This window comes from Anaeromicropila herbilytica (assembly GCF_016591975.1).
Lineage (GTDB): Bacteria > Bacillota > Clostridia > Lachnospirales > Lachnospiraceae > Anaeromicropila > Anaeromicropila herbilytica.
The window spans coordinates 4,143,907-4,157,865 of the sequence record NZ_AP024169.1 but is presented as its reverse complement, the minus strand read 5'-3'; the positions used below and the strand labels follow the sequence as shown (position 1 = coordinate 4,157,865).

Here is a 13,959-nt window from a genome sequence, read left to right as displayed (position 1 = left end):
TATGTTTCATACGAATCCAGTGTATAAGAAAGAGCTAAAGATTAGTGTTCGAACGATTAAGACGGCAATGATTATCTTGGCTTATAATATGATACTGGCTGTCATTGGATTATTTGTATTTTATGCTAGTTTTGATTATAAGAGTACAATTGCAGGCGTAGTCAATTATCATAATATGATGAATCTATATGAGATACTTTCTGTTATAGAATTTGCACTTATACTATTTATTGTTCCGGCAATAACTTCTGGTGCTATCTCAGGCGAAAGAGAAAGGCAGACTCTTGATATCTTATTAACAACAAAATTAACACCATTACAAATTATAAGAGGAAAGCTTGCTTCCTCGATTAGTTTGATTCTACTTATTGTAGTATCTAGCCTACCAATTTTAAGTATTGTATTTTCAATTGGTGGCATAAGAATTATAGATTTAATACAATTAATGATGTGTATCGTTGTCACAGCAATATTTGTTGGGAGTATAGGTTTGTTCTTCTCAGTATTGTTTCGTAGAACAACAGTATCTACTGTATTCACTTATGGAACTGTAATATTTCTTGTATTAGGAACAATTGGAATACTAACTGGTGTCTATCTTATTATTAATGTAAGGATTGATACGAATGTTGTAGAAGATGCAGCGCATAGAATTGCACCCAATCTAGGGAATATGATATTAATGTTATTAGTGAATCCAGCCATTACATTATTATCGTTATTCTCGAATCAGTTTAAAAATAAGGAATTCTTAAGTGATTTTCTAAATAATTACGGACAATGTAATAGAGTTGTAACTGAGCATTGGTTTGGAATCAGTGTAACTATACAGTTACTCATATCGATTATATTAATTATAATGTCAGCAAGATTATTAGATCCATTAAAACGTGGTAATACAAAGCGAGGTAATTCAAGACGCAGTAAGACAAAACGGAAAAAGAATAATCAATATTAGACGCAAAAAGTGCCACTTCTTAATTAGATTTGATATGAATCATATCTCTGTTCTAATTGAAGTGGCATCTCTTTGTGGAACTATGAAAATGGAAGAAGAAAAATATAATATTATTATAACACATAATCTCAAAAAGGATAGTATTATTTTCAAAAAATTAAAATTTTTTTAAGTATTTACTAAAACTGTAAGAAAATCTTAAAAAATAGGTAAATATTCTCGTATCTTCTTGGATATCTTAACCATATTATAAATCTTTGCATACTCAATCTCATCAATCTCAGTGATATAATTTGTGGGAAAATTCTTATCGAACCCTTTAGATTGTAGAATATGAACCGCCTTATTATACGCAACGGCAGCTTCTTCCTCTTTCTTATATTTACCTATAATATAATCACCATTTAGATGAATCTTCGCAACATAAATAAAAGTACCTTTATGTTGAATTCGGTTTACTCCGTGATATCGATTAATAATTTGAACATTTCCATATCTAAAATCAGTAGGATCTCCATTTGCAAATTGATAGTCTCTCTCAAGTACCGCATAATTTTTGATACCATATCTAGAGAGAATAGATACTTGCATTCCGTAATCGGATACGAAGAGATGCCCGCCTCTTTTCTGAATCTTATGATTTGAATAATAAAATAAATCATCTACATCAAATTTCAAAATTGTCTTGCCATCCAGATAGTATAGAAAATACTTCTCTTTAATATAAATAGGATTCTTAAAATAGATGTTATTATCTCTAAAATTAACCAATACAATCCATTTGGACAAAGTAAGCAGAGGAGTAGATGTATCATAGTCTTCTATATAAATCGAGGAATCTGTAAGAATTGTATTCGCTTCTATATATGCTTGATGTGCTTGTTCATTCGTTGAGTAACTGCCAATACTAATGTGCTTATTACGAAATGTAATGGAGCTACGATAATAGGTAGAACCATCTTTCTTTTTGGCAACGAATACACCTGGCAATAAATTCATAGTATATTTATCCTTTCGTATTAACAAATTAATTCTATGATGTAAGCTGATAAATGACCTGTTTGGGAGGTTGTCTAGGCAATTTGTACAAAACAGAAAAACTCATGCTTCATTGAATATGTATAAGAAGATCTAGTTCTCAGATTATTTTGTGTAAAACATATGCTAGGACAGAAACTTACTCCGCTCAGACAGATCTGTCCTAGCATATAACACGAAATGATCCGAGAACAAGAACTTCTAATACATATTCAAAGGCGCAATCGCTTTTTCTGTTTTGTACAAATTGCCAGGCTAGATTTTGAAACAGGTCATGGGTTGGGTAACTCATTCTATGATGTTTGGGTCAAAAGTCTTAATTTAGGTACTTAGTTTATATCGCTGTATCTTGACAAGTTTATGCATAAACTTTATTCACTTACGTATAAATGATACTTTCGGCAGGATTACTCCAAAACTGTATCAAACATCATTTATAATATTATACCCGATTTCTGCAAAGAAAAAAGGATAAATATTAACCTAAAATAAACAGATTAAAAACTACAATATTGTGACACAAATCAACGAAAATTATTAAAAAAATGTTACAGAAAAATGCAAAAAAATTCAATGGATTTTAAAGTACAATACTGTGTTTTAAACGTTTTTATTTACTTATATTCACAAAAATAGGTTCAAAATGAATATTTTTTAAATTAGTGGCATAAAATAGTTAATAAATGATTAATAAATTGTTAAAAAAGTAATGGCTAATTGTAACAAATATATAAGATTTTTTTTCAGAAGGATTGTGCAATAAAGTAGAAAATGGAAATGATTGTAAAAATACTTCTATCATATCCTCCAAACTTCTGGAAAGCTTATTGACAGTAATAAGTTAGATGCTATAATGCAATTATGCCAAAATTAGGCTAGAAATTAAAAAGAAAAGAGGAAGTATGTATGCTAAAAATACACTCGTTTCTTGGTCGAATAAAAGAAGTGATAAAAAGAGCATTTTTAGATAGCTATAAATCATGTGTTATGATTACAGCCTATACGCTCGTAGCGATTATTATCATTCTAAGTTCCGACAATCTCTATGGCAAAGGCAACCAAGTTGTTGAAGCATACGCGAAAGTAGATAGTGACATTAATACATTTTCGCCAGTAGAGGAAGAAACAGCAAATGAAGCACAAATACAAGCCGATGAACTAGATCTGAATGTACAGTTAGAAAAATTGAACCAAAATAGTAGTGTGGGTCTTTTTGGAAGTGTCATCACGAACGGATTAACAACGACCTACGGAGCAGATATCAATACGGCAAGACAGAATATGAAAGAAGATATGCTCGAAACAACTACAGAATTGATACAAGCACAGAGTGAAAAAAGAGAGAAAGAAGCAAAGTTAAGGCTTAAAGAAGAAAAAGATAAAGAAGAAGCTATTAAAATAGCTAGGGAAGCAAAGCAAAAAAAAGAACAAGCTAAAGTAATGGCACTCTCAACGAAAACACGAAAAAGTGTAATTCACTTATCAGCATCGGATAAACAAGTACTACAAAGAATTGTAGAAGCAGAAGCAACAGGAGAAGATATTAAGGGAAAGATGTTAGTAGCAAATGTAATTCTTAATCGTGTTGCAAACGATCGTTTCCCAGATACTGTACAAAAAGTAGTATTCCAAAGAAATGGAAGTACTGTACAATTCTCTCCTATTAAGGATGGAAGATACTGGTCGGTATCGGTATCAAAAGCCACAGTAACTGCAGTCAACCGAGTGTTGTCTGGTGAGGATGAATCACAAGGAGCATTATTCTTCTCAGCAAGAAGTAGAGCAGATAAAAGCAGCATGAGCTGGTTCGACCGTAATCTAAGATGGTTATTTAAATACGGAGGACATGAATTTTATAAATTTAGATAAATAAATATTAACATGTGAAATAAAAAAAATCACACATCTGATCTGAGAATGACTCAAGATCATTTATTGGAATTAGTGCGAAATGAAGAGTTATTATACATCTAGATACAGACATACTTGTATCTAATTATTTCACTTAATTAACATAATAGATTTAAGAGAATGGAAACTTAAAAAGTACATTCTCTTAAATCTTTTTTCTTTATGAAGTATTTAATAAATATTATAAAGTGATTAAATTACATATAATGTAAAATTCTTTAGTGCTCATTATTTGGGATAATAATCTGTTTTAAAATAACCCTAAAATATATATTAACATCGTGTAAGTGATATCTTCAAAATGAAGTTGCTATAAATACATTATATATAGAAGAAACACGATTATTTTTTACAAAAGTGCAAAAAATGATAGAAGTAATGTGAATTATGTTGTAACATAATAGGAAACATGTTATAATACAAAACAAATTACTTTACTACATTACAGTAGTGCTATGTAACTGCTTTCGAAGTGAAGAAAAGTATTAATAATCTTGTGTAACATACGAGGCATTAGACGTATAATTGTGAATCCAATTGGATATTCACTATTTATATAATGGTAACTAGTAATAAGTAAAATATAATAAAGCGGAAAAGGAATGAAGAAGATGAATCTTATATACAAGAGTACAAGAAGTAATAATGAGACTGTAACAGCATCCGAGGCAATATTAAAAGGTCTAGCAGATGATGGTGGATTATTTGTTCCCACTTCAATTCCAAAGTTAGAAAAGAGTATGGAGAAATTGGCGAACATGTCATATGCAGAAGTGGCATATGAAGTAATGCGTCTATTCTTAACAGACTTTACAGAAGAAGAGCTAAAGTCTTGTATCGACAAAGCTTACGATAGCAAATTCGATACAGAAGAGATTGCTCCAATTGTAAAAGCAAATGGTGCATATTATTTAGAATTATTTCACGGTGCAACCATAGCGTTCAAGGATATGGCTCTATCCATTTTGCCACACTTACTAACAACCTCCGCTAAGAAGAATAATGTTAAAAATGAGATTGTTATACTTACAGCAACCTCTGGAGATACAGGAAAGGCAGCATTAGCGGGATTTGCTGACGTGGAAGGAACTAAGATTATCGTATTCTATCCAAAGCATGGAGTAAGTCCAATCCAAGAGAAGCAGATGGTAACTCAAAAAGGTGATAATACTTATGTAATAGGAATTACAGGTAACTTTGATGATGCCCAAACTGGCGTTAAGAATATGTTCAACGATAAAGAATTAGCAAAAACGATGAATGACAAAGGATATCAATTCTCATCTGCTAACTCGATCAACATCGGTAGACTCGTTCCTCAAGTGGTATATTATGTATATGCATATTCAAGATTATATAAAAATGGAGAAATCGCTAAGGGTGAAAAGATTAATGCAGTAGTACCTACTGGTAACTTTGGAAATATCCTTGCAGCATACTATGCAAAACTTATGGGAGTACCATATGATAAATTAATCTGTGCTTCCAATGATAATAAAGTATTATATGACTTCTTTGAGACTGGAGTATATGATAGAAATAGAGAATTTATCTTAACAAGCTCTCCATCAATGGATATCCTAATCTCAAGTAATCTTGAGAGATTGATCTATAAGATAGCGGATAATAGCGCTGAGATGAACTCTAATCTAATGAATGGACTTAAAACAGAAGGTAATTACAAAATTACAGATAATATGAGAGGACAATTAGATTCTTTCCTTGGTGGTTATGCAGATGAAGCTAAGACAAAGCAAACAATCCGTGATATCTATGAACAAACAGGGTATGTCATTGATACTCACACTGCAGTAGCAGCAAGTGTATATCATGACTATGTTGCTTCAACGAAGGATGAGACCAAATCCATTATTGCATCAACAGCTAGCCCATACAAATTCACGAGAAGTGTTATGAATGCAATCGATGAGAAATACGATAGCATGACTGATTTTGAATTAGTAGACGAATTAAGCAAATTATCCAATACCGAAGTTCCACAAGCAATCGAAGAGATTCGTAGCGCTAAAGTATTACATGATACCGTTTGTGAGACTGAGAAGATGAAAGATAGTGTGGAGAAGATATTAGGGATATAGACGTAGTAATCCGAAAGTGCAGAAAAGAACAGATTTGTAGTTATCTATGGAGTTTAATTTCAAATTTATAGCTATAAGTGTCCAGGTGTCTTTAGGTGCACAGAGATTGCAGAAGATTATATCATATACTTTAACTATAAACACAGTTTGATAAAAGGAAACAGCCTTTTCGCATTGAGAAATGTGAAAAGGCTGTTTCTACGACATTATAGATAATATGTAATAGGTATTTATTGAGAGTTTAGTGCTTTGTACAATATAATTCTGAAATGAAAATAATTTAATTTATATGACATTACGTGCTAACAATGGTATGTCAACGTAGTTACATAAGCTATTCTAGACTACAATCAGAAAACTGTAAAAAATCCTTAATTATAAAAAGTATACCAGAAATGACAATTGTGTGACATAAAACTGACATAATCAAGCGGTATTATATAACCATGTCAAAGATAGTTAAGTTTAGAAAGACTACCAGAGTATTCAAGCAATGAATAAGACATCAATGTTTTTGACTGGAATATAATCAATCATAGCATTTACTAATAATGATAGGGGGATTACCTTTCAGATGTATGGTTATAACATTAGATTACTTATATGTATCTAATGTAATATTTCATGAAAAAGGCTATTTTACCAAGGTTTTTCTCATATACCACTATTATAAAAAATAGTAAAATTATGAGGAAAAAGACTTGACCTTTAGAATGAATATTGTTATAATCAATTTGTTATTGGAAAGATTATATTTTACAATGCTCTATTTAACCGTGGGCGAATAAATATAATACTCAACCACATATTTTAAGGAGGAAGAAAGAATATGAAGAAGAATTTCGTTAAGAAATTAGCATGCGTTACTGCTTTTGCTCTTACAGTAACATCTGTAGCTCCAATGCAAGCATCAGCTGCAAAAGCACCAAAATTAAACGCAACTAGCAAAACATTATACGTAGGAAAGAAATATGATTTCAACGTAAGCAACAAACCAGCAGCAAAATCTACATACACTTGGACAACTTCAAGTAAAACTGTAGCTACAGTTACAACAGCAGGTGTTGTAACAGCTAAAAAAGCTGGTTCAGCTACTATTAAAGTAGTTATCAAAAACGCTAAAACTAAAAAAACAACTAAAACTTTAACTGCTAAAGTAACAGTTAAAGAAAGCGCAGCATCAGTTAAAATCTCTAACCCAGTTGAAACTGTAAATGTTGGACCATCAGTATATGACTTCAACAAAACTATTACAACTAAAACTGGCGGAAAATGCACAGATAAAGTTTACTTTGTTATCTCTGATGACACAGCAGGCGCAACTGTAGATAAGAATGGTGTTGTTTCTACAACTAAAGTTGGAGAATTCAAGATTAAAGTAGTTACAGCTACTAGCGAAGCTAACTTCAAAGCTGGTACATTTACAGCTGAATCAGAAGCAGTTTTAGTAAAGGTTCCACTTGCAGTAGTAGGTGTTAAACAAACAGCTTCTAACAAAGTTCAAGTGACTTTTAACTCAGATGTTTCAAAAACAGTTTCAGCATCTGCTTTTGATATTGAAAATGTAGCAACTCATCAAAAATTACCAGTAAACAAAGTTACTTTCTCAACTGATGGTAAAGTTGCAACTCTTGAAACTTACTTAAACTTTACAGATGCTAAAGATTATACAGTAACTTACGCTGGAAAAGCTACAACTTTAAAAGCTAGCGTTGGTGCAGTAGCATCAGTTCAACTTAACACTCAAACAGTTCCTTTCGGAAAAGAAACTGCATTAGAATATTCATTATTCGATGCTAACGGTGTTGATGTAACTAATGTTTCAGACAAGACAAGAGTAACTGTAGATGTTGATACTACTAAAGGTTATACTACAAGTGGTGACAATACTAAGAAGTTAGTATTATTCTCTAAAGGTGATACTGCTAAAGTAAAAGTTACTTTCCATACTTATAAATATGAAAACAATACTGAAACAACTTACAAAGCAGAAGGCGTTGTTACAGCTGTAGATGGTACAGCTACACTTGGTAATTATGATAACTATACAATTGCTAAGACTGAACCAAACTGGTCAAAATTAACAACTAACAACACTAAGTTAGCAGTTGGTGATACAGATTATGAAATCTATGTTAAAGCAACTGATTCAGCTAAGAATACTATTACTTCATCAAGCTTAAAATTTGATACAGCTGATAAGAGCGTATTATTAGTTAATAAAGACACTGGTGCATTAACTGCAGTTAAAGAAGGAACAACATACGTAATCGCAAGCTACAATGGTAACGTTGCATGGACTTTCCCAGTATCTGTTGTTGCTAAAAGAACAGCTGCAGCTGTAATGGTTAAAGATTCTAAATATAATTTAACTCTTTCAAATGCTCATGCTGCTGATGATCAAGCTAAAATCGAATTACAAGTAAAAGATCAATATGGTGATGATTTCGCTGTAGGTGATATTACTCCTACTAAAACACCTAGCACTGTAAATCCTCCTAAATTCGAAATTTCTGGATCTACAATCACTTTCAAAGCACAAGATGCTGCTAAAGGAACATATTCATATGTATTTACTGCACAAAAATTAAGCCTTAGTGTAGTTCTTAATGTTGTTGAAGCAGGCACTCAAGATTCAACATATAGAGCACTTGTTTCTACACAAGCAATTGATAATGTAATTACTGATGAAACTAATGTTTCAGACAAAAAAGTAACAATTTCAGTTGGAGAATACAAAGGCGATGTATTAGTAGGTAAAGCAGCTCCTAAATCAGTATCAATTACAAAACCAGATGGTACAGTTATTACTAATGCAGATACTACATTTGCTACAGCAACAGTATCTGGCGGAGCAATTGAAAAAGTAGCTAATGGTACTTACAAAGTTGAAGTTACTACTCAATCAAATGCAACAATTGCAACTTACTTCGTTGTAAGTGATACACAAGTAGCTCCAACATTAACAGAAGTTAAAAAACAAACTTCTACTGAAAAAACAAAAGATGCAGTAGCAAAAGCTGTATTAACAATCAAAGATGCTGATGGTAAAGAATTAGCTATTGAATCTGTAAATGCTACAGCACCAGCTGGTGTAAAATTAGATGCATTAAATGCTGGCGATACAATTTACATCAAAGATGTTACTGTAGTACAAAAAGTTGGTAACAACAATGTTAGATTTACTGTAACAGTTGGTGTACCAGTAACAATCCAATAATTAACTTTGTTATTAAAAGTTAATAAATCATAATCTAACAACCTTGACTAGTTCGCAAGAACTGTCAAGGTTGTTTTTGATAAAACAAAAATAGGGAGAATGGGATGAAGAGATTATTAAAGAAAATATCTGTTTTGTTAGTAATAGCATTAATAGTAACTACGTACAATCCAATCAATAATCTAAGCGTAAGTGCAGCAACGAAAGCAACAACATCTCCAACATGGGGAAATGTATCGAATAACATAAAGACTTTATATGTAGGTTCTAAGTACACTATTAAATTAAAAAATAGTAAATCAAATTATTACTATGTATGGTCTACATCGAATAACAAAATAGCTACTATAACTAAAAAGGGTGTAGTTACAGCTCAAAGAGTAGGTAAAGCAACAATTACTTGTACAATCAAAAATAATAAAACGTATAAAGTGATAAAAACTCTACGTGCTACTTTTACAATTAACGAAAGTGCAACTGGTGTTACTATTACAAATCCGATTACTAATCTAGAAGTAAAACCAAACGCATATGATTTTGATGCTACAACAACCACAAAGTCAGGTGACCCTACAACAGACCAAATCTATTGGTTATTATCTGATAATACTGCAGGAGCAACTGTTGATAATAATGGTGTTGTGAATGTTGGTAATATTGGTGGATTTAAGTTGCAAGCTGTTACAGCAACAAGTATAAATAACTTTAATGCAGGTAAGTATACAGCTATATCTCAGATTATTACAGTGCAAGTTCCATTGTCTATTACCTCAGTTAAGCAGGTTGGAGATCATAAGGTAGAGGTACAATTTAATACAAGTGTGAAAGATCAAGTGAAAGATAAAGATTTTTCAATAGCAAATGCATCTACATATGAACTACAACAAATAAAGTCGATATCATATTCAAATGATAATAAAACAGTTATTATTGAAACTTATAATTCATTTGCTAATAATTATAGCTATAAGTTGACATATAATTCAAAAGATTATACATTCGCAGTATCAAATGGAGATGTTGCTTCAATTGTAATAAAAACAGACAAAATTCCAAGTGGAAAAGCGACTGCAATTGATTATACTTTGTATGATGCAAATGGTACAGATGTGACTTTATCAAAAAAGAATACAGCTTCTATTGATATTGAGTTAGTAGAGGTTACAAAAGGATATATAGATAGTAATAAGAAAATAACGTTAATATCAAATGGAGATACTGCTAAAGTTAGAATTACATATCACACATATAAATATGTGAATGGTAAAGAAGTTGCAGTTACAGCAGAAGGACTAATAACAGCAGTTGATCAATCACAAGTTACTCCTGGTAACTATGAGAAGTATACCATTGCAAAAAATACACCTAATTGGTCATCAGTAACTTCAACTCTTAATACATTATCAATTAGTGATACGGATTACACAGTCTATGTATTGGCAAAAGATTCATATAATGGACAGATTCCTGCATCAAGTATTAAATATTCATCATCTGATGATAGCAGATTATTAGTAAGCCAGAATGGTGCACTATGTCCCCTAAAAGAAGGTAATGTGTATGTTATAGCTACATGTGGGAATAACATATGGACTCTTCCAATCACAATAGTTGGGGAAAGAAAAGCATCTTCAATATCTGTTGATAAGCCAATTGTTACAGTATCGAATTCGGTAATAGCAAATGATTATCAGACAGTAGTAGTTTCTCTAAAAGACCAATTTGGAAATGATTACAAAAAAGATACATTGTATGTGAGTGATGTGACAGAAGCAACAAATAGAACAGGTGCTCCTGCAGCTGTAATTAATGGAACAAAAATTATATTCTATGGAGCACATGCTGTTAAAGGTGATTATAACTATATTATTACAGCAGGTGGACTTAAAATTAATGTAGTAGTAAAGGTAGTAGAGCCAACGAATGAAGCATCAGTGTATAATCTAGATCTATCTGCATATTCAGTTGACACAGCAGTAACTGACCTAAGTCAAGTTAAGGATAAATCAATTACAATGCGAGTTGGTGAATACAAAGGTGGTATTCTATATAATTATAAGAATATTAAATCAATCATTATTACACTTCCAGATAATACGGAATATAAACCAAGTATTAATGGTAATACCTTTACCTTTGATAGTGTTACAATGGCATCAAGTTCACTTATCAAAGCAGCACAGGGAACTTATAAAGTAGAAGTGACTATAGTAGATGATACAGGAAAAGATATTAATTTAACGTCAGGATTTAAAATATACGATACACAACAAACATTAGTGAACTATTCAATTAATAGTTTAAATACCTATAAAAATACAATAAGAACTGCAATAACTGACTGTATTTCTTTAAAGGATAGTGCGGGTAATGCCATCGAGGCGTCAAGAATTACTAAAGTATCATATAAGAGTACATCTTCTATAACTAGTATAGATTCCATATTATCATCAGGAACAAAAGTATATATTGATACTATTACTCTTAGCGTAAAAAGCGGTAATGCATATATTGATCAGACAATAACAATTGGTCAGACATTTTCAATACAATAAGTGTTAATATGATATTTATTATAAGTGTAACTTAAAATATATGCAAATAAATGAAATAGTAAATGAATTAAATAAAGATAGTACTTAAAATAAGCTAAAAGGAGTAAAATTCCAGTTTCTAAAATGGAATCTTACTCCTTTTTTAAAGTGTTAATGATTGGTTCTTTCTTTAATTTAAGACTTTCTTCTTTTTAATACCATGATTAATTGATATACCTAAACCAATTAGAACCCAGAAGGTAGGTGCAACCGTAATAGTTGAGTCATTTGCAATTCCTGATATCATATAGGCAATAGTACCAATAAAGATTCCAACTCCAACCTGAGACATATACGTATCAAATTTATGATTGAAATATAATCCGATAGAACTTATAAAATACATGAGATAAAAAGCTAAGAAACATAATAAAGATACAACGCCAGTCTGAACTCCGATTTGCAAATACATGCTATGAGGCTTAGTAAGTACTTGATCACCAAAACCATTGTTATAAAGGCCAACGTAATCTTGTTGTGGAAATGCAAGAGAAAATGTATCTGCTCCTGAACCAAGTATTATGTGATCTTTTAATAGAGGAATTGTTCTAGACCAGATGTAACCGCGTCCTGCAATTGATTCGTAATTAGTGAATACAGCGGATTCAGGCTTAATAATTTTATCTAATTTACCAAAACGATTATAATAGAAGTAGGTTCCATCTTTTGTGTAGTTAGTGAATGTCCAATCACGATTATCAATAGTTACCGTAAATACATATGATTTATCTAAGGTCTGAATCTTAATTGGTAGATTAGCAAAACGAGTGTCATCGATGATGAAAATTTTCGTAGTTGTATCTTGGTGATATTTCAATTCATTACCTGAATCATCTTTTAATATGAATGGTACTGAATCAAGAGCGTTCTTGTTCATTTTAATATATAAATTGTTATTATTATAGGTAATTTGAACATTATCTTTATTGGTTAGTATTTTGCTTAAAGGCTTTACTTCAGACTTGATATTCGTAATTTCTTTAAGACGGTTGATAAATAAATTATGCGTAACAGCATTGGTGGCGATAAATGCTATTGCTATTACGAGGATTCCTATACATAATACTTTCCAATTTTTAAATAAATAATTTCTAAAAATCACTAAAATAAATATTAAAGATATCGCAATACAAATAAATCCATTTCTTGAACCTGATCCGAACATTGCTAAAAGTAAGGCAAAGAAAAAGGCTAATTGTATAATTCTTTCCTTTAAAGTCTTACTGAAAAATGATTGTATCAAGAAAATAGGGGCTACTAATGCAGCATAAAATCCAACATAGTTTGGATTATATAATGTAGCGTATACAGTATTTTTTTCAAAATTAAAATGTATTGAATCAAGTTGATTCCAATACTTCGTTGGTAATATAAACTTCTTACCAATATCAGATGCAAAGAAGTCAATCCCTAGAAACTGTGTGAAAGAAATAAGACAAAGGATAGCGATTCCATATTGCCACCATTTGAATATAAATCTTATCTGATCTTCACTATTTACAACAAGGTATGTATAGTATGTAACTAGACAATAACCTAATATAACAAATATGGATTCTAACTGTTCGTATATCCCGTGGAAAGAAAAATAGGAATACTTAGATAGAATCGATGAAATTAGAGCTAGAATAGCATAGGCAACTAATGGGATAAAAATAGTTGTAAACTTAAAAGTTTTTCGGTATTTATAATACTGATAAATCATAATGAATATTAAGATAGTACATATGATTATAAAAATTAAACTCTTGAAATATAAAAAGAAATCGCTTACTGTATCATCTGCATAGAACCAAGGCTTATTAATCAATTTAGCTTTGTATTCATGCAACTTGACTATTAATGGTAAAATTGAAAGTATTACGATAATTGGCAAAAGATACAGATTGCCTTTTATCTTTTCTGGTTGTTCAATAGAATTAGACATTTCACATCTCCTTAATTTAAAGCTTAATATTGGTATAAATGTTACATATATATACTATTAATATTATACACGAAATGAGAAGTTAGGCAATAAGATTATATTTTACATTTTTATTCAAGATTGTTTGACACTATTCTTCTAACATACTATAATGAAATGGGATTTTACAAATCTATACTTGAACAAGAAGTTAGGGATATAATCACTTGTTA

7 protein-coding genes are annotated in these 13,959 nt (G+C 31.0%); 5 read left to right on the top strand and 2 right to left on the bottom strand.

Annotation, left to right across the window (positions count from 1 at the left end; all coding sequences use genetic code 11):
- The first annotated feature begins 1 nt into the window (after position 1).
- Positions 2–958 carry an ABC transporter permease gene (locus bsdtb5_RS17705; protein ID WP_271713293.1) on the top strand — a complete coding sequence of 319 codons (957 nt, stop codon included), beginning with the start codon at positions 2–4 and terminating at the stop codon, positions 956–958.
- A gap of 198 nt (positions 959–1,156) precedes the next feature.
- Here the strand turns inward: bsdtb5_RS17705 and bsdtb5_RS17700 are convergent, their stop codons facing one another.
- A complete protein-coding gene (locus tag bsdtb5_RS17700) occupies positions 1,157–1,957 on the bottom strand; it encodes a hypothetical protein (protein WP_271713292.1) in 801 nt (266 codons plus the stop codon).
- A gap of 945 nt (positions 1,958–2,902) precedes the next feature.
- Between bsdtb5_RS17700 and bsdtb5_RS17695 the strand changes: the two genes are divergently transcribed.
- The 4 genes from bsdtb5_RS17695 to bsdtb5_RS17680 all read left to right on the top strand — a co-directional run bounded on the left by bsdtb5_RS17695 (position 2,903) and on the right by bsdtb5_RS17680 (position 11,781).
- The gene (locus tag bsdtb5_RS17695; RefSeq protein ID WP_271713291.1) at positions 2,903–3,865 is read left to right on the top strand and encodes a cell wall hydrolase; all 963 of its coding nucleotides are present in this window, start codon (positions 2,903–2,905) and stop codon (positions 3,863–3,865) included.
- Between the two features lie 653 nt (positions 3,866–4,518).
- Complete coding sequence (thrC, locus tag bsdtb5_RS17690) at positions 4,519–6,006, top strand: threonine synthase (protein WP_271716140.1); 1,488 nt, start codon at positions 4,519–4,521, stop codon at positions 6,004–6,006.
- 829 nt (positions 6,007–6,835) lie between these two features.
- Complete coding sequence (locus bsdtb5_RS17685; RefSeq protein WP_271713290.1) at positions 6,836–9,226, top strand: Ig-like domain-containing protein; 2,391 nt, start codon at positions 6,836–6,838, stop codon at positions 9,224–9,226.
- Between the two features lie 104 nt (positions 9,227–9,330).
- Positions 9,331–11,781, top strand: a complete 2,451-nt coding sequence (locus tag bsdtb5_RS17680; RefSeq protein ID WP_271713289.1) for an Ig-like domain-containing protein — start codon at positions 9,331–9,333, stop codon at positions 11,779–11,781.
- Between the two features lie 169 nt (positions 11,782–11,950).
- Here the strand turns inward: bsdtb5_RS17680 and bsdtb5_RS17675 are convergent, their stop codons facing one another.
- On the bottom strand, positions 11,951–13,747 hold the full coding sequence (locus bsdtb5_RS17675; RefSeq protein WP_271713288.1) for an O-antigen ligase family protein: 1,797 nt from the start codon (positions 13,745–13,747) through the stop codon (positions 11,951–11,953).
- Positions 13,748–13,959 lie beyond the last annotated feature (212 nt).

What these genes read in the sequence shown, in the direction of transcription:
- bsdtb5_RS17685 (WP_271713290.1), top strand. Translation starts at nt 6,836, where the DNA reads ATGAAGAAGAATTTCGTTAAGAAATTAGCATGCGTTACTGCTTTTGCT.
- bsdtb5_RS17700 (WP_271713292.1), bottom strand. Translation starts at nt 1,957, where the DNA reads ATGAATTTATTGCCAGGTGTATTCGTTGCCAAAAAGAAAGATGGTTCT.
- bsdtb5_RS17695 (WP_271713291.1), top strand. Translation starts at nt 2,903, where the DNA reads ATGCTAAAAATACACTCGTTTCTTGGTCGAATAAAAGAAGTGATAAAA.
- bsdtb5_RS17705 (WP_271713293.1), top strand. Translation starts at nt 2, where the DNA reads ATGTTTCATACGAATCCAGTGTATAAGAAAGAGCTAAAGATTAGTGTT.
- bsdtb5_RS17680 (WP_271713289.1), top strand. Translation starts at nt 9,331, where the DNA reads ATGAAGAGATTATTAAAGAAAATATCTGTTTTGTTAGTAATAGCATTA.
- bsdtb5_RS17675 (WP_271713288.1), bottom strand. Translation starts at nt 13,747, where the DNA reads ATGTCTAATTCTATTGAACAACCAGAAAAGATAAAAGGCAATCTGTAT.
- thrC (WP_271716140.1), top strand. Translation starts at nt 4,519, where the DNA reads ATGAATCTTATATACAAGAGTACAAGAAGTAATAATGAGACTGTAACA.